Source organism: Pseudomonas sp. HD57-3, assembly GCF_056113135.1.
Genome location: NZ_CM148568.1, coordinates 339,518 through 355,000, shown reverse-complemented (window position 1 = coordinate 355,000; position 15,483 = coordinate 339,518). Strand labels below are relative to the sequence as shown.

The 15,483-nt window shown below is 60.5% G+C and carries 18 protein-coding genes (1 of these 18 running past the window's edge); 13 read left to right on the top strand and 5 right to left on the bottom strand.

The features are described 5' to 3' along the window. Window positions 1-718, bottom strand: partial view of an acyl-CoA dehydrogenase gene (locus AC0R79_RS01650; RefSeq protein ID WP_011331834.1) — the 5' portion only. Its footprint begins 464 nt before the window's first position; only the first 718 of its 1,182 coding nucleotides appear in the window; it begins with the start codon at window positions 716-718; the stop codon falls past the left edge of the window. Between the two features lie 158 nt (window positions 719-876). Here AC0R79_RS01650 and AC0R79_RS01645 point away from each other — a divergent pair, with 158 nt between their 5' ends. The 11 genes from AC0R79_RS01645 to AC0R79_RS01595 all read left to right on the top strand — a co-directional run bounded on the left by AC0R79_RS01645 (window position 877) and on the right by AC0R79_RS01595 (window position 10,985). After that, the gene (locus AC0R79_RS01645) at window positions 877-1,776 is read left to right on the top strand and encodes a LysR family transcriptional regulator (protein ID WP_127796530.1); all 900 of its coding nucleotides are present in this window, start codon (window positions 877-879) and stop codon (window positions 1,774-1,776) included. Between the two features lie 434 nt (window positions 1,777-2,210). Beyond that, a complete protein-coding gene (locus AC0R79_RS01640; RefSeq protein ID WP_011331831.1) occupies window positions 2,211-3,332 on the top strand; it encodes a Re/Si-specific NAD(P)(+) transhydrogenase subunit alpha in 1,122 nt (373 codons plus the stop codon). Between the two features lie 15 nt (window positions 3,333-3,347). After that, a complete protein-coding gene (locus AC0R79_RS01635) occupies window positions 3,348-3,668 on the top strand; it encodes an NAD(P) transhydrogenase subunit alpha part 2 (RefSeq protein ID WP_003220416.1) in 321 nt (106 codons plus the stop codon). Next, complete coding sequence (locus AC0R79_RS01630) at window positions 3,668-5,101, top strand: NAD(P)(+) transhydrogenase (Re/Si-specific) subunit beta (protein ID WP_474732913.1); 1,434 nt, start codon at window positions 3,668-3,670, stop codon at window positions 5,099-5,101. The genes AC0R79_RS01635 and AC0R79_RS01630 overlap by 1 nt, the downstream gene beginning before the upstream one ends. Before the next feature lie 214 nt (window positions 5,102-5,315). After that, on the top strand, window positions 5,316-6,809 hold the full coding sequence (locus AC0R79_RS01625; RefSeq protein ID WP_127796529.1) for an acetyl-CoA hydrolase/transferase family protein: 1,494 nt from the start codon (window positions 5,316-5,318) through the stop codon (window positions 6,807-6,809). 321 nt (window positions 6,810-7,130) lie between these two features. After that, the gene (locus tag AC0R79_RS01620) at window positions 7,131-7,346 is read left to right on the top strand and encodes a DUF1127 domain-containing protein (protein WP_007911656.1); all 216 of its coding nucleotides are present in this window, start codon (window positions 7,131-7,133) and stop codon (window positions 7,344-7,346) included. A 256-nt stretch (window positions 7,347-7,602) separates the two neighbouring features. Next, entirely contained in the window at window positions 7,603-7,812 is a 210-nt protein-coding gene (locus tag AC0R79_RS01615) for a DUF1127 domain-containing protein (protein WP_127796528.1), read from the top strand. Window positions 7,813-7,945: 133 nt separating this feature from the next. Further along, window positions 7,946-8,263 (top strand): DUF2388 domain-containing protein, encoded by a 318-nt coding sequence (locus AC0R79_RS01610; protein ID WP_127796527.1) that lies wholly within the window; start codon window positions 7,946-7,948, stop codon window positions 8,261-8,263. 107 nt (window positions 8,264-8,370) lie between these two features. Further along, window positions 8,371-8,679, top strand: a complete 309-nt coding sequence (locus tag AC0R79_RS01605; protein WP_127796526.1) for a DUF2388 domain-containing protein — start codon at window positions 8,371-8,373, stop codon at window positions 8,677-8,679. Between the two features lie 27 nt (window positions 8,680-8,706). Then, window positions 8,707-9,027, top strand: coding sequence for a DUF2388 domain-containing protein (locus tag AC0R79_RS01600; protein ID WP_007953910.1), 321 nt, complete (start codon window positions 8,707-8,709; stop codon window positions 9,025-9,027). Then, the gene (locus AC0R79_RS01595; RefSeq protein ID WP_474732908.1) at window positions 9,024-10,985 is read left to right on the top strand and encodes a DUF7844 domain-containing protein; all 1,962 of its coding nucleotides are present in this window, start codon (window positions 9,024-9,026) and stop codon (window positions 10,983-10,985) included. The genes AC0R79_RS01600 and AC0R79_RS01595 overlap by 4 nt, the downstream gene beginning before the upstream one ends. 68 nt (window positions 10,986-11,053) lie before the next feature. On the opposite strand, the gene AC0R79_RS01590 is transcribed toward AC0R79_RS01595, so the two are convergent. From AC0R79_RS01590 to trpB, 3 genes are all read right to left on the bottom strand, one after another. Beyond that, complete coding sequence (locus AC0R79_RS01590) at window positions 11,054-11,497, bottom strand: anti-virulence regulator CigR family protein (RefSeq protein ID WP_064379331.1); 444 nt, start codon at window positions 11,495-11,497, stop codon at window positions 11,054-11,056. A gap of 122 nt (window positions 11,498-11,619) precedes the next feature. Beyond that, window positions 11,620-12,432, bottom strand: coding sequence for a tryptophan synthase subunit alpha (gene trpA, locus AC0R79_RS01585; RefSeq protein WP_007953915.1), 813 nt, complete (start codon window positions 12,430-12,432; stop codon window positions 11,620-11,622). Further along, window positions 12,432-13,679 (bottom strand): tryptophan synthase subunit beta, encoded by a 1,248-nt coding sequence (trpB, locus tag AC0R79_RS01580; RefSeq protein ID WP_064379337.1) that lies wholly within the window; start codon window positions 13,677-13,679, stop codon window positions 12,432-12,434. Before trpB ends, trpA begins: the two co-directional genes overlap by 1 nt. A gap of 112 nt (window positions 13,680-13,791) precedes the next feature. On the opposite strand from trpB, the gene AC0R79_RS01575 reads away from it, so the two are divergent. Then, window positions 13,792-14,709, top strand: a complete 918-nt coding sequence (locus tag AC0R79_RS01575; protein ID WP_127796523.1) for a LysR family transcriptional regulator — start codon at window positions 13,792-13,794, stop codon at window positions 14,707-14,709. On the opposite strand, the gene AC0R79_RS01570 is transcribed toward AC0R79_RS01575, so the two are convergent. After that, the gene (locus AC0R79_RS01570; RefSeq protein ID WP_007953918.1) at window positions 14,682-15,008 is read right to left on the bottom strand and encodes an ElaB/YgaM/YqjD family protein; all 327 of its coding nucleotides are present in this window, start codon (window positions 15,006-15,008) and stop codon (window positions 14,682-14,684) included. The two genes, AC0R79_RS01575 and AC0R79_RS01570, sit on opposite strands and share 28 nt — an antisense overlap. 156 nt (window positions 15,009-15,164) lie before the next feature. On the opposite strand from AC0R79_RS01570, the gene AC0R79_RS01565 reads away from it, so the two are divergent. Next, window positions 15,165-15,380 (top strand): dodecin, encoded by a 216-nt coding sequence (locus AC0R79_RS01565; protein WP_007953919.1) that lies wholly within the window; start codon window positions 15,165-15,167, stop codon window positions 15,378-15,380. Window positions 15,381-15,483: the final 103 nt, after the last annotated feature.

Below are 15,483 nucleotides of genomic sequence, written 5' to 3'. Positions count from 1 at the left end.
CACGCACGTCCGGGAAAATGTTCTCTTCCGGCACAAACACGTTGTCCATGACGATTTCGCCGGTGATCGAAGCCCGCAGACCGACCTTGCCGTGAATCGCTGGAGCGCTCAGACCTTTCCAGCCCTTCTCCAGAACGAAACCACGGATGTCGCCGGCATCGTCTTTGGCCCAGACCACGAACACATCGGCGATCGGGCTGTTGGTGATCCACATCTTGGCACCGGTCAGGCTGTAGCCACCGTCGACTTTGCGTGCACGAGTAATCATCGCGCCCGGGTCGGAACCGTGGTTCGGCTCGGTCAGACCGAAGCAGCCGATCCACTCGCCGGAAGCCAGTTTCGGCAGGTACTTCTGTTTCTGCGCTTCGGTACCGAATTCGTTGATCGGCACCATCACCAGCGAAGACTGCACGCTCATCATCGAACGGTAGCCAGAGTCGACACGCTCGACTTCACGGGCGATCAGGCCATAGCTGACGTAGTTGAGGCCGCTGCCACCGTACTGCTCGGGAATGGTCGCACCCAACAGGCCGACTTCACCCATTTCACGGAAGATCGCCGGATCGGTCTTCTCATGGCGGAAGGCTTCCAGAACGCGCGGCGCGAGGCTCTGCTGGGCGAATTGCTCGGCAGTGTCGCGGATCATGCGTTCTTCTTCAGTCAGCTGTTGATCCAGCAGCAGTGGATCGATCCAGTTGAAGCTAGCTTTACCGCCCATGAGTGAGTCCTCGCAAATTGGGTGAATTAACGTGGCATTGATCCTAGGCCCGCTTCGCCATCCCGGCAAACGAGGATTTCGCATCCTGTTGTGCTAATTTCTCACTCCGAAACGTCGCGAAATGCCGAATAAGCGATGTATTAGTGAGGTTGACGTACATGCGCCGCAAGATACCCAGCACCACCGCCCTGATCAGCTTCGAGGCTGCCGCCCGTCACGAGAGCTTTACCAAGGCCGCCGAAGAACTTTCCCTCACCCAAGGCGCCATTTGCCGACAGATCGCCAGCCTTGAAGACTTCCTCAGCGTCGAACTCTTCCGACGCTCGCGTCGCGGAGTGAAGCTGACGGAAGCGGGGCTTTCCTACAGCCGTCGGGTCGCCACCCAACTTGATGCGGTTGAGCGCGACACCCTGTCGGTGATGGGTCAGCAAGGCACCAATGTGATCGAACTCGCCGTGGTACCCACCTTCGGCACGCAATGGCTGCTGCCAAGATTGAAGGACTTCCAGCTCAAGCACCCGGAAGTGACGGTCAACCTGACCAACCGCACGCGCCCGTTCCTGTTTGCAGACACCGACTTCGATGCCGCCATCTACTTTGGCGATGCCGACTGGTCCGGTACCGAATCCCACAGGCTGATGGGCGAGAATCCGATGCCGGTATGCAGTCCCGCCCTGCTCGGCAACAAGACGCATCTGACACCCGATGAAATCGCCGATCTGCCGCTGCTCCAGCAAACCACCCGCCCCTACGCCTGGCGACAGTGGTTCAACTCGCAACACCTGAACATCCCCCGCGACATGACAGGTCCGCGCTACGAGCTATTCTCCATGCTGGCCCAAGCGGCCATGCACGACATGGGCATCGCGCTGATCCCACCATTCCTGATTCAGCGCGAACTGGCCGAAAAACGCCTGGTGATTGCCAACCCGAACGCGCTCTCCAGCATCAAGGCGTATTACCTGATGATTCCGGAGCGAAAGGTCGAATCCGCGTCACTCAAGGCTTTTCGCGACTGGCTGGTGAACCAGGCATACAGCTACAACCTAGAAGGATAAAGGGCTCCAGCGATTGCTAACCCCGTAGTCAGGAAAACCAAAGCCCTACAGATATAACTATTTGTCGCAAATAGACAGACTGTATCCGAAAGTCGTACAGACGTCCCACAACCGCCTGCCGACGTGGCTTTGCGCCCTCATTCGCGACTCATTGCGGCCTATTCACGTCACCGATGAGAAAATTCTTCAAATTCATCCAGACTCCTTGAAAGGCACGGCCTGCAAGGGATTCAACTGGCCATCTGCGACATTCGGTCACGGGATGACTTGTAGTTAATTTTCCGTCACCCGTCATAATCCCTTGAAGGGCATAAACTTCGCCTGCAAAATGCCGCGCCCCGCCCCGATTTGGCGGGATCGTGCTGATCGGCCGCCCCAGTCGCACCATCCGTAGTGCATGGGTTTACTCAATAAGATCACGCAGGAGATTTGACGTGCACATTGGTGTTCCTCTCGAAACCCAGACCGGTGAAACACGGGTTGCTGCAACCCCGGAAACCATTAAAAAGCTGATCAGCCAAGGTCATAAGGTCACTGTGCAAACCGGCGCCGGCGTTAAAGCCAGCGTTGTCGACAGTGCCTATGAAGCGGCAGGCGCAACCATTGGCAGTGCCAATGACGCGTTTGGCGCCGAGCTGATTCTCAAAGTGGTCGCGCCAAGCGATGCCGAACTGACGCTGATCAAGCGCGGAACGGTGCTGGTGGGCATGCTCAACCCGTTCAACAACGACACCATCGCGAAGATGGCCGAGTGCGGGATTACCGCGTTCGCCCTGGAAGCGGCGCCACGTACCTCCCGGGCCCAGAGCCTCGACGTGCTGTCGTCCCAGGCGAACATTGCCGGCTATAAGGCCGTGCTGCTGGCCGCTCACTACTATCCGCGCTTCATGCCGATGCTGATGACCGCTGCGGGCACCGTGAAAGCGGCGCGCGTGCTGATTCTGGGTGCTGGTGTGGCCGGGTTGCAGGCGATTGCCACGGCGAAACGTCTGGGTGCCGTCATCGAAGCGTCCGACGTACGTCCGGCCGTGAAGGAACAGATCGAATCCCTCGGCGCCAAGTTCGTCGACGTGCCTTACGAGACCGATGAAGAACGCGAATGCGCGGTCGGCGTCGGTGGTTACGCACGCCCGATGCCGGCGAGCTGGATGCAGCGTCAGGCCCAGGCCGTGCACGAGCGCGCCAAGCAGGCTGACATCGTCATCACCACCGCACTGATCCCGGGCCGCAAGGCGCCGACGCTGCTGAGCGCGGACACCGTGGCGCAGATGAAACCCGGCTCGGTAGTCATCGACCTCGCTGCGGCCCAGGGTGGCAACTGCCCGCTGACCGTGGCCGATCAGGTCGTGATCGAGAACGGCGTGACCATCGTCGGTCCGACCAACCTCGCCGGTGAAGTGGCCGCAGACGCCTCGGCGCTGTACGCACGCAACCTGCTGGACTTCCTGAAGCTGGTCTTCACCAAAGAAGGCCAGTTCGAAGTGAACCTCGAAGACGACATCGTCGCCGCGTGCCTGATGTGCCGCGACGGCCAAGTCATCCGCAAAAACGCCTAAGCAGGGATTCAGACGATGGAAGAGCTTATCTCCCCCGGTATCTACAACCTGATCATCTTCGTGCTGGCGATTTATGTCGGTTACCACGTGGTCTGGAACGTTACACCCGCGCTGCACACGCCTTTGATGGCAGTGACCAACGCCATTTCGGCGATCGTGATCGTAGGCGCCATGCTCGCGGCCGCACTGACCGTCACCCCGCTGGGCAAGACCATGGGCACCCTCGCCGTGGCACTCGCCGCGGTCAACGTGTTCGGTGGCTTCCTGGTCACCCGCCGCATGCTTGAGATGTTCAAGAAGAAAGCCCCGAAAGCAAAAGAAGAGGCGCCTAAGTAATGAGCATGAACCTCGTCACGACGCTCTACCTGATCGCGTCGATCTGCTTCATCCAGGCCCTGAAGGGCCTGTCGCACCCGACCACATCGCGCCGCGGCAACCTGTTCGGCATGCTCGGCATGGCGCTGGCAATCATCACCACTGTCGGCCTCATCTATAAGCTAGGCGCTGAGCTCGCGACTGCTGGCATCGGTTACGTGATCGTCGGCCTGCTGATCGGCGGCACCGCCGGTTCGATCATGGCCAAACGCGTTGAAATGACCAAGATGCCTGAACTGGTTGCGTTCATGCACAGCATGATCGGTCTGGCAGCGGTGTTCATCGCCATTGCTGCCGTGGTCGAGCCGCAGTCGCTGGGCATCGTCAAGCAACTGGGCGACTCGATCCCGGCGGGTAACCGTCTGGAGCTGTTCCTTGGCGCAGCCATCGGTGCAATCACCTTCTCCGGTTCGGTGATCGCCTTCGGCAAGCTGTCTGGCAAGTACAAGTTCCGTCTGTTCCAGGGCGCACCGGTACAGTTCAGCGGTCAGCACAAGCTGAACGCGGTACTGGGTCTGGCGACGCTGATCCTCGGCATCACCTTCATGCTGACCGGCAACCTCGCCGCGTTCGCACTGATGCTGGCCCTGGCGTTCGTCATGGGCGTGCTGATCATCATCCCGATCGGCGGCGCCGACATGCCCGTGGTGGTGTCGATGCTCAACAGTTATTCCGGCTGGGCGGCGGCAGGTATCGGCTTCTCGCTGAACAACTCGATGCTGATCATTGCAGGTTCGCTGGTGGGTTCGAGCGGTGCGATCCTCTCGTACATCATGTGCAAGGCGATGAACCGTTCCTTCTTTAATGTACTGCTCGGCGGTTTCGGCAATACCGCAGACGCCGGTCCTGCCGGTGAGAAGGAAGCCCGTCCGGTGAAATCCGGTTCGGCTGACGACGCGACTTTCCTGCTGACCAACGCTGACACCGTGATCATCGTTCCGGGTTACGGCCTGGCGGTGGCCCGTGCACAGCACGCGCTGAAAGAGCTGACCGAGAAGCTGACTCATCACGGCGTGACCGTGAAGTACGCGATCCACCCGGTGGCCGGTCGGATGCCTGGGCACATGAACGTACTGCTGGCCGAGGCCGAAGTGCCGTACGACCAAGTGTTCGAGATGGAAGACATCAACTCCGAGTTCGGCCAGGCCGACGTGGTGCTGGTGCTCGGCGCCAACGACGTGGTCAACCCGGCCGCCAAGAACGATCCAAAATCGCCGATTGCCGGCATGCCGATCCTCGAAGCGTTCAAGGCCAAGACCATCATCGTCAACAAGCGCTCGATGGCCAGCGGCTATGCCGGTCTGGACAACGAACTGTTCTACCTGGACAAGACCATGATGGTCTTCGGCGACGCGAAAAAAGTCATCGAAGACATGGTCAAAGCGGTCGAGTAACCCTCGCCGGCAACACCGAACGCCCCGACTTGTCGGGGCGTTTTTGTTTGCGCAAACCGTCGGACAATTTGCCGCGTTGTTGCAGATCCGGTAACGGTGTTTTACTTGAAACCCGCTAAATAGACGCCTCGTTTGCGACCTTGGTAGCGGGACAGGCGCTCGCGAAATTCACTAGACTGCGCATCCTGCTACTCGCTGCCCGAGAAAATAATCCATGTACCGTGACCGTATTCGCCTGCCTTCGTTGTTGGATAAAGTGATGAGCGCCGCCGACGCCGCTGCGCTGATTGAGGACGGCATGACCGTCGGCATGAGCGGCTTCACCCGCGCCGGCGAAGCCAAGGCCGTGCCCCATGCGCTGGCCGAGCGAGCCAAGGTCACGCCGCTGAAGATCAGCCTGATGACCGGCGCCAGTCTGGGCAATGACCTCGACAAGCAACTGACCGAGGCTGGCGTGCTGTCCCGGCGCATGCCGTTCCAGGTCGACAGCACCTTGCGCAAGGCAATCAACGCCGGCGAAGTGATGTTCATCGACCAGCACCTGTCGGAAACCGTCGAGCAACTGCGCAACCAGCAGCTGAAGCTGCCGGACATCGCCGTCATCGAAGCTGTGGCCATCACCGAACAGGGCCACATCGTGCCGACCACTTCGGTGGGCAACTCGGCGAGCTTCGCGATCTTCGCCAAACACGTGATCGTCGAGATCAACCTGGCGCACAACGCCAACCTCGAAGGTCTGCACGACATCTATATCCCGACCTATCGCCCGACCCGCACGCCCATCCCGCTGGTAAAAGTCGACGATCGCATCGGCAGCACCGCGATCCCGATCCCGCCGGAGAAGATCGTCGCGATCGTCATCACCCAGCAGGCGGATTCGCCGTCCACCGTGTCGTCGCCGGACGTCGACACCAATGCCATCGCCGATCACCTGATCACCTTCTTCAAACAGGAAGTCGATGCCGGACGCATGACCAACAAGCTCGGTCCGTTGCAGGCAGGGATCGGCAACATCGCCAACGCAGTGATGTGCGGGCTGATCGACTCGCCGTTCGAAGACCTGACCATGTACTCCGAAGTGCTGCAGGACTCGACCTTCGACCTGATTGATGCGGGCAAGCTGAGCTTCGCCTCGGGCAGCTCGATCACTCTGTCGGAGCGGCGCAACAGCGACGTGTTCGGCAATCTGGAGAAGTACAAGGACAAGCTGGTATTGCGTCCGCAGGAAATCTCCAACCACCCGGAGGTGGTGCGGCGCCTGGGCATCATCGGCATCAACACCGCCCTTGAGTTCGACATCTATGGCAACGTCAACTCCACCCACGTCTGCGGCACGCGGATGATGAACGGCATTGGCGGCTCGGGCGACTTCGCGCGCAACGCACACCTGGCGGTGTTCGTGACCAAGTCGATCGCCAAGGGCGGCGCGATTTCCAGCGTGGTGCCAATGGTCAGCCACGTCGACCATACCGAGCATGACGTCGACATCCTGGTGACCGAAGTGGGCCTGGCCGACCTGCGCGGCCTGGCGCCACGGGAACGCGCCCGGGTCATCATCGATAATTGCGTGCACCCGGATTACCGCCCGGCGCTGAACGATTACTTCGAAAAAGCCTGTGCGATCGGCGGCCACACCCCGCACATCCTGCGTGACGCCCTGAGCTGGCACATCAATCTGGAAGAAACCGGACGCATGCTGGCGGTGTAATCCGCACAGATTTTCCGCTGGCGCAAACACAGTTTCGTCAGCGGAATTTTGAAAACCGCCGCAGCCGTCAAAAACTGTACTGCTGTACCGGTCTTTTCCTACGGCTTTTGCCTACTCTAATCATCGATTTGGGTAAAAATGCACCAAATAAGCGCAGACAAGTACAGTTTGCGCAATTTTGACCCGTACACCCCCTATAAACAGTTAACTGGTCACTCACATTACAGGTGAACTGTATCTAGAGAGTCTGGCCAAACGAGAGGATCATGGGCACCAGTTAAACCACTACCTAATCCCGCCACAAGCGGAAGGATGTCAACCATGGAACGTACACTCAGTTCCGAACTGTTCTTCGAAGACAAAGCTGTAAACACCCAGGCTTCCCTGCCTCTGCGCGTAATCGCCAATCTGATGCTGTGGCAGCGCCGCATCTCCAGCCGCCACCAACTGGCTCGCCTGGATTCGCGTCTGCTGGCCGATGCCGGTATCAGCGAAGCACAACGCTACGAAGAGCTGAGCAAGCCGTTCTGGCGCTAAGCAGCGTCGCTGGCTCTGGTCGCTAGACCCACCGCCAGCAACCCGAATTGAACATACAAGACCCGTCGCGGGAAACCGCGACGGGTTTTGTCGTTTCAGGTCTTGAAAATAGGCAATACAGCGGACCAGCTGCGAGACAGGTACAGTTTCAATATAAACCAAATTGAACCAGTACAATTTGCTGCCAGTGTATCTGTTTCTGCATCTGCTTCCGGCTCAACATGACTTTTCGCCTCCACTGGAAAAGGAAACGGTCATGAATGACTTACAGGATGTTTCGACAATTGCGAGCCCCGCCCCTGTTCGGCGTCACCTGCTGCGACGTCTGCTAAAGCAGCTCTGGCAAGGTCTTGAACGCGCTCGGACGCGACGCCTGCTGGCTCAACTCGATGGGCGGGATCTTGCCGACCTCGGTCTCAGCCATGCCGATCGATTGAATGAAATGGAAAAACCCTTCTGGCGCTAGCACTCTGCCCTCTGTGCGAATTTGGCGCGCAGGCCTAATATCCATGCAGAACGTGGCGAATGCTGTGCGACTGGCGTCTGATCTTCAGACACCGAGCCACCTCTCAATACGGTTTATCCACAGGAGTTCTCCCATGTCCCGTCTTCGTCTGCTCAGCGCCGCAGCCCTGCTGGCCGTAGCTGCCAACGCCAGCGCCACCAGCTTCATCGTGACCACCGACGCCGTGGTTGGCGCGCTCAAGTCCTCTTCCGATGCCACTTCCGATGTCACCTCGTCCTTCCGTGACGACAAGATCGTGCTCGCTGCCCGTGACGACGCTGCCAGCTTCGTGGCCAGCGAAGGCGAAATCCGTGGCGTGAAACTGGAGAGTGCACTGGATCACATCCGCCATCAGGCTCCACAACTGAAAGCGACCGACGCACAGCTGGCCCAGGCCATTCTGACGATCTAAGCGACAGGAGCATTACGGGGCACGCCGGTCGTGTCCCGATGTTTCGGCGCTGGCTCTAGTCCGGGCATTGCGCTAGCCTTGGGACTCGCCAACAACTGCCGAGTCCCATGCGTTTTCTTTCAAATCTGCTTATCCCTTCTATCCTGATCACCGCCTGCTGGGTTCCACTGGCAGACGCCTTCGATGTGTCCACGCAGAACACCGTTGTCAGCGTCTGGGCCACCGGCATGGTGTCTTCCGCACCGTTCGACCGTAAACTGATCATCGCCGCGCACGACGATGCCGCAGCGTTCGTTGCCAGTGACGGCCAGATGCGCGGCGCACAGCTCGAATCCGCCCTGCATTACCTGCGCAAGAGCCGGCCAAAACTTCATGTCAGCGACCTTGAACTGGCACAGGCAATTCTCGTCCAATAGTCATCCCTGTCTTTTCGGAGTCGTTCCATGCGTAGCCCGCTGATTGCTGCCGCCCTTGGCCTGCTGTTGTTGGCCGATATGGCCCAGGCACACACCCTGGTAGCCACCAGTAACATCATCGTCCGCGCTTCCCAGCGCACCATCGATTTCACCTCCGACACCACTACGTCGATTCGCGATTCGAAAATCATCCGCGAAGCCCACGACGACGCCGCCAGTTTCGTGGCCAGCGACGGTGATATCCGTGGTGCCAACCTGGAAGCCGCCTTCAACACCTTGCGCACCCGCGTGCCGGAAGCTCGCGACGCCAGTGATCAGGTACTCGCCGAAGCCATCCTCGCACTGTGAAGTCACTCGGCGCCTGGCTGCTGGCCGGGGCGTTGTTGCTGCTTGGCAACAGCGCCCACGCCGGCCTGCAATTGCGGCTCAAGACCGACGGCCTGAGCCCCGCCCAACAACAGGCCAGCCAGGCGCTGCTCGATGAAGCCATGCAGGCGTTGCCGCCGAGCTTCATCGAACGCCTGGACCGGCGCATCGATGTCGGCTGGACCGACGACATGCCCGGCAACGCCTACGGCCAGGCAACGCTCGTTTCCGAGTTGGATCTGAACCGCAAACTGCTCGCCAACCTCACCGACGGCAGCGCGGCCACTCAAAAAACCAATCGCCCCCACGGCACCGTTCGCCGGGAACTGCTGGCCACGGTGCTGCACGAAATCACCCATATTTACGATCGCGCGCGCTTGTGGCCGGCGGCCGAACGCACGCTGATCCAGCGCTGCACCCGGCGCAACAACAGCGCCGGGCTGATCGGCATTCCCGATGAATGCCGCGGCCAGAACGGTCGGCGCTTCACCCTCAGCGATGATCCACGCCTGCTCGACCTCGCCGGCTGGCAGCAATACGTCGGGCGTCGGGGTGAGCGGGAACAGCACAACCGGCAGATCGCCCGCAGCCCCGACCTCTACGAAATCTCCAGTCCGAAGGAGTTTGTCGCGGTCAACATGGAGTATTTCCTCCTCGACCCGAGCTACGCCTGCCGTCGACCGGCGCTGTATCGCTATTACCAGGAACACTTCGGCTGGGCACCGCCCGCGAAAGATGAGTGCGCCAAAACCTTCGCCTTCCTCAATGCCGGCAACGACTTTGCCAAACAGCCCCTGGGCCAGGTCGATCCGGAGCGCGTGTACGCGGTGGATTACCTGTTGGCCGAAGCCAACCAGAACTGGGTCAGCCGTTGGGGCCACAGCATGTTGCGTCTGGTGATCTGCGCACCGGGCCGGCCACGCGGGCCCGACTGCCGACTGGATCTGGATCAGCATCTGGTGCTGTCGTACCGCGCCTTCGTCGGTGACGTGCAGCTGTCGAGCTGGGACGGACTGGTCGGCAAGTACCCGTCGCGCCTATTTGTGTTGCCGCTGGCGCAGGTAATCGACGAATACACCAAGACCGAACTGCGCAGCCTGGCGTCGGTGCCGCTGAATCTCTCGCGCAGCGAAATCGAGGGCGTGGTCGAACACGCCGCCGAAATGCACTGGAGCTACGACGGCAATTACTTCTTCCTCTCCAACAACTGTGCGGTGGAAGGCCTGAAACTGCTGCGCAGCGGCAGCAATAACGCCCGGTTGACCGGCCTCGACAGCATCATGCCCAACGGTTTGCTGGAAGTGCTGAAGGGGCGAGGCTTGGCCGACACCAGCGTGCTCGATGATCCGAAAGAGGCGTTGCGCCTGGGTTATCGCTTCGACTCGTTCCGTGATCGTTATCAAGCGATGTTCGATGTGTTGAAGAAGCAATTGCCGATCAAGCAGACAACCGTGGAAGAATGGCTTTCGCTGTCCGCCGAAGAGCGTCGCCCCTGGTTCGAACGAGCCGACCTGCGTACCAGCGCCGCGCTGTTGTTGCTGGAGCAAGCCAGTTTCCGCCGCCAACTGTTGCTCGCTCAGGATGAGGTCAAGCAACGCTACCTCGGCGCCCGGGAGCTGGAGAACGGTGGCATGGACAAGGCCAACGCGACCTTGCAACAGATCCTCGCCAACAGCGGCTTCCTCAGCCGGCCGGCAGAGTTGCTCGACTCCCGAGGTTACGGCCTGCCGCAACCAAGCGAGTTCAGCAGGCTTGAAGCCGAAAGCAGTCAGCGCCAGAAACAGTTGCTGGCACTCACCGGCGATCTGGATAAAGAAGTGCGCGCGCTGCTGGAGCCAAAGCGAGCAGCCGAGATTGCGGCCAGCGAGGCCAACGTGAAGCAGATCGGCGAGCATCTGCGCAAACTGCACAAAGCCTCGGGCGGACTGGAGCTGCCCTGAAAAACAACGACCCTGAAAACAAAAGACCGCAGCCTGTGAAGGCTGCGGTCTTTTTTATTGCCTGACGATCAGTACAGAACGCCATCCAGCACTTCGTAAACGATCCCAGTGCCCACCGCGATCAGCACGATGTCACCGCCGGCACGACGCCATTCATAACCCGGGTAATACGGCAGACGACTCAACGCCCGGTTATCCAGCCGCTCGCCGTAATAGCCGTGGGGCAGCGGCCGGCCACGTACCAGATGGATGCCTGGAGGTGGCGGTGCACCGCGAACGAAGTAGCCATGATTGTCGCGGATCACCTGACGTACCGGGCCGAAGTCCCGAGGCGGCGGGCCTCCGCGATGGTTGCTTTGCCAATCATGGTGATCACCACCGCGATTGTCGTAGTGGCCCTGCTGCGGGCCGCCGTGGTCGTGATCGTCGCGCGGATCGGCGCTGGCCAGCAGCGGCGTCGCGCTGATCATCAGCACGCCCAGACTGGCAATCAGACGTTTCGGCATTTTCATCGGGTCTTTCCTCACTGCACTGACAGCAAAAAGGGATTCAGAACGTGGTTCTGAATCCCTCGGTCTTGCTCAATTAGTCTGTGCCGCGAGGCCCTAATTCCTCTGTATCAGGAACTTTACCTTCAGCTGACGCGAGCCTTACGCACGCCTTCGGACAGCGCCGAACACAGGCTCAGCACGCCATCGATGGCCTGATCCGGCGTGGTCGCGTTGGCGATGTGATCGATCAGCGCCGAGCCCACCACCACACCATCGGCCAGACGCGCGATGGACGCCGCCTGCTCCGGCGTGCGGATACCAAAACCGATGCTGATCGGCAGGTCGGTATGCCGACGCAGACGCGCCACCGCTTCTTCGACGTGTTCCAGAGTCGCCGCACCGGCACCGGTCACACCGGCAACCGACACGTAGTAAACGAAGCCAGAGCTGCCGTTCAACACTTTTGGCAGACGCGCATCATCGGTGGTCGGGGTGGTCAGGCGAATGAAGTCGATCCCCGCCGCCTGGGCCGGGTCGCACAGCTCCGAGTTGTGTTCTGGTGGCATGTCGACCACGATCAGGCCATCAACGCCGGCCTCTTTGGCTTCGGCGATGAAGCGCTCGACGCCGAACTTGTGGATCGGGTTGAAGTAACCCATCAGCACCAGCGGCGTGTCGCTGTTGTCCTTGCGGAACTCGCGGACCATTTGCAGGGTTTTGATCAGGTTCTGCTTGGCGCCCAAAGCACGGATGTTCGCCAGCTGAATCGCCGGGCCGTCGGCCATCGGGTCGGTGAACGGCATGCCCAGTTCGATCACGTCGGCACCGGCTTTCGGCAGGCCTTTGAGGATGGCCAGCGAAGTGTCGTAGTCCGGGTCGCCAGCTGTGACGAAGGTCACCAGGGCGGCGCGATTCTGTTCTTTGAGTTCGGCAAAGCGGGTTTGCAGGCGGCTCATCAGTGTTTCTCCTGCTTGGATTGCTCTTGTTGAGAGTGTTCCATGTGGTGCATGACGGTCTGCATGTCTTTGTCGCCGCGACCGGACAGGTTGACCACCATCAGGTGATCCTTCGGCAGTTTCGGTGCGCGTTTGAAGACTTCGGCCAGGGCATGGGCGCTTTCCAGTGCCGGAATGATCCCTTCCAGACGGCAGCACTGGTGGAACGCAGCGAGGGCTTCGTCGTCGGTCACCGAGGTGTACTGGACGCGGCCGATATCATGCAACCACGCGTGCTCAGGGCCGATGCCCGGATAGTCGAGGCCGGCGGAAATCGAGTGGGCGTCGATGATCTGGCCATCGTCGTCCTGCAGCAGGAAGGTGCGGTTGCCGTGCAGCACACCCGGTACACCGCCGTTGAGGCTGGCCGCGTGCTTGCCGGTCTCGATGCCGTAACCGGCGGCTTCGACGCCGATGATCTCGACGCTCTTGTCGTCGAGGAACGGGTGGAACAGGCCCATGGCATTGGAACCACCGCCGATGCACGCCACCAGGCTGTCCGGCAGGCGACCTTCCTGAGCTTGCAGCTGATCGCGGGTTTCCTTGCCGATAACCGCCTGGAAGTCGCGAACCATGGCTGGATAAGGGTGCGGACCGGCCACGGTGCCGATCAGGTAGAAGGTGCTGTCGACGTTGGTCACCCAGTCACGCAGCGCTTCGTTCATTGCGTCTTTCAGGGTGCCGGTGCCGGCGACCACCGGGATCACCTCGGCGCCCAGCAGCTTCATGCGGAACACGTTGGCCTGCTGGCGCTCAATGTCGGTGGTGCCCATGTAGATCACGCAGTCCAGTCCAAAACGCGCAGCCACGGTGGCGGTAGCCACGCCGTGCATGCCGGCGCCGGTCTCGGCGATGATGCGTTTCTTGCCCATGCGCCGCGCCAGCAGGATCTGGCCGATGCAGTTGTTGATCTTGTGCGCGCCGGTGTGGTTCAGCTCTTCGCGCTTGAGGTAGATTTTGGCGCCGCCGCAGAACTCGGTCAGGCGCTCGGCGAAATACAGCGGGCTCGGACGTCCGACGTAGTCGCGCTGGAAGTAGGCCAATTCCTCTTTGAACGCCGGATCTTCCTTGGCCGCCTCGTATTCGCGGGCCAGGTCGAGGATCAACGGCATCAGGGTTTCCGCGACATAACGGCCGCCGAACGAGCCAAACAGGCCATTAGCGTCAGGGCCGTTACGCAGATCGGAGGTGTTCGAAGTCTGGGTCATGGTTCGCTCCAGCGGATTTCACGAGAAGACAATGGCGTTCACTCTACCCCTGACCTTCCAGGCTGAAAACCGATAAGATCGCCACAACCTGTCAGGAAAACTCACAGATATCATGAGCCACGACCTTCCCCCGCTGAACGCCCTGCGCGCCTTCGAAGCCACCGCCCGCCTGAACAGCGTCAGCCAGGCTGCGGAGCAACTGCACGTCACCCACGGTGCGGTCAGCCGCCAGCTCAAGGTGCTGGAAGAGCATCTCGGCGTCAGTCTTTTCGTCAAGGACGGTCGTGGCCTGAAACTCACAGATGCCGGCATCCGCCTGCGCGATGCCAGCGGCGAGGCGTTCGACCGCTTGCGCAGCGTTTGCGCCGAACTGACCCAAAGCACCGCGGACGCGCCGTTCGTACTCGGTTGCTCCGGTAGCTTGCTGGCGCGCTGGTTCATTCCGCGACTGGGAAGGCTGAATGCCGATCTGCCGGATTTGCGTCTGCACCTGTCCGCCGGTGAAGGCGATCTCGATCCACGACGCCCGGGGCTGGATGCATTGCTGCTGTTCGCCGAACCGCCATGGCCGGCGGACATGCAGGTGTACGAGCTGGCCAGCGAGCGCATCGGCCCGGTCATGAGCCCGTTGTTCAGCGGCTATCAGCGCCTGCAATCGGCACCGCCCATTGCCCTGCTCGACGAACCCTTGCTGCACACGACTTCACGCCCGCAAGCCTGGCCGAGCTGGGCGCAGCAAAGCGGCCTCGACACCAAGGCGTTGAAGCTGGGGCAGGGTTTCGAGCATTTGTATTACTTGCTGGAAGCGGCCGTCGCCGGGCTGGGCGTGGCGATCGCGCCGGAACCGCTGGTGACCGAAGACTTGAAGGCCGGTCGCCTGGTCGCGCCGTGGGGTTTCAGTGAAACCCCTGCGCAACTGGCGTTGTGGCTACCCAAGCGCGCCGCAGACGGGCGCGCCCGGCAATTGGCGCAGTGGCTCAGGACCGAGCTGCGCCAGGCGGATCACTCGCCGCGCTTGAACAGCAAATAAGCGGCCAGCAGACCCAGCGCACCGACCGCCACACCGGCGGTCGTCCACGGATGTTCCTGCGCGTAATCGCGGGTGGCGATCCCGGTCTCGCGGGTTTTGACTTTGACTTCTTCGTAGGCATCGCTGAGCAGGCTGCGCGAGTGTTTCAGCGCGCTTTCAGCGTTGCCCTTGAGCGCCTTGAGGGTCTTGCGCGACTCGTCAGAAGCGTCGTCCTTCAGGCTTTCCAACGACTTGAGCAGACTCTCGATCTCCGCTTCCATGCTTTGCAACGAGGCTTTGCGTAACGAGGTGTTGGCCATGGTGGCTCTCCTGCATTGGTGATGAGTGGCGTGTGTTGTTTGGGACTTCACGGGTTCTGGAAAGTGCAGAAAATCTGAACTTCCCCTCTCCCGGATCGCCGAAATCAACACGGCAAATCGCTGCTAGGCTCAATTGCACACTTCAAGGAGAACACCATGAGTGACCATCACACCTACAAGAAAGTCGAGCTGGTCGGTTCGTCCACCAGCAGCATTGAAGACGCCATCAACAATGCGCTGGCCGAGGCCAACAAGAGCATCAAGCATCTGGAATGGTTCGAAGTGACCGAAACCCGCGGCCACATCAAGGACGGCAAGGCAGCGCACTTTCAAGTGACCCTGAAAGTCGGGTTCCGGATTGCCAGCAGCTGAGTTTGGTCTACGCTTCTGAACTTGCGCGCTGGCCGAGTGCCATAGGAATGGCAAAGCGCTACAAGGTGAGCGCATCGGGCGAACGGCTCGATGCCCGCCTTTT

What these genes read in the sequence shown, in the direction of transcription:
- AC0R79_RS01570 (WP_007953918.1), bottom strand. Translation starts at nt 15,008, where the DNA reads ATGGCCAACACCTCGTTACGCAAAGCCTCGTTGCAAAGCATGGAAGCG.
- AC0R79_RS01630 (WP_474732913.1), top strand. Translation starts at nt 3,668, where the DNA reads ATGAGCATGAACCTCGTCACGACGCTCTACCTGATCGCGTCGATCTGC.
- AC0R79_RS01620 (WP_007911656.1), top strand. Translation starts at nt 7,131, where the DNA reads ATGGAACGTACACTCAGTTCCGAACTGTTCTTCGAAGACAAAGCTGTA.
- AC0R79_RS01575 (WP_127796523.1), top strand. Translation starts at nt 13,792, where the DNA reads ATGAGCCACGACCTTCCCCCGCTGAACGCCCTGCGCGCCTTCGAAGCC.
- AC0R79_RS01590 (WP_064379331.1), bottom strand. Translation starts at nt 11,497, where the DNA reads ATGAAAATGCCGAAACGTCTGATTGCCAGTCTGGGCGTGCTGATGATC.
- trpB (WP_064379337.1), bottom strand. Translation starts at nt 13,679, where the DNA reads ATGACCCAGACTTCGAACACCTCCGATCTGCGTAACGGCCCTGACGCT.
- AC0R79_RS01615 (WP_127796528.1), top strand. Translation starts at nt 7,603, where the DNA reads ATGAATGACTTACAGGATGTTTCGACAATTGCGAGCCCCGCCCCTGTT.
- trpA (WP_007953915.1), bottom strand. Translation starts at nt 12,432, where the DNA reads ATGAGCCGCCTGCAAACCCGCTTTGCCGAACTCAAAGAACAGAATCGC.
- AC0R79_RS01645 (WP_127796530.1), top strand. Translation starts at nt 877, where the DNA reads ATGCGCCGCAAGATACCCAGCACCACCGCCCTGATCAGCTTCGAGGCT.
- AC0R79_RS01605 (WP_127796526.1), top strand. Translation starts at nt 8,371, where the DNA reads ATGCGTTTTCTTTCAAATCTGCTTATCCCTTCTATCCTGATCACCGCC.
- AC0R79_RS01625 (WP_127796529.1), top strand. Translation starts at nt 5,316, where the DNA reads ATGTACCGTGACCGTATTCGCCTGCCTTCGTTGTTGGATAAAGTGATG.
- AC0R79_RS01600 (WP_007953910.1), top strand. Translation starts at nt 8,707, where the DNA reads ATGCGTAGCCCGCTGATTGCTGCCGCCCTTGGCCTGCTGTTGTTGGCC.
- AC0R79_RS01635 (WP_003220416.1), top strand. Translation starts at nt 3,348, where the DNA reads ATGGAAGAGCTTATCTCCCCCGGTATCTACAACCTGATCATCTTCGTG.
- AC0R79_RS01610 (WP_127796527.1), top strand. Translation starts at nt 7,946, where the DNA reads ATGTCCCGTCTTCGTCTGCTCAGCGCCGCAGCCCTGCTGGCCGTAGCT.
- AC0R79_RS01565 (WP_007953919.1), top strand. Translation starts at nt 15,165, where the DNA reads ATGAGTGACCATCACACCTACAAGAAAGTCGAGCTGGTCGGTTCGTCC.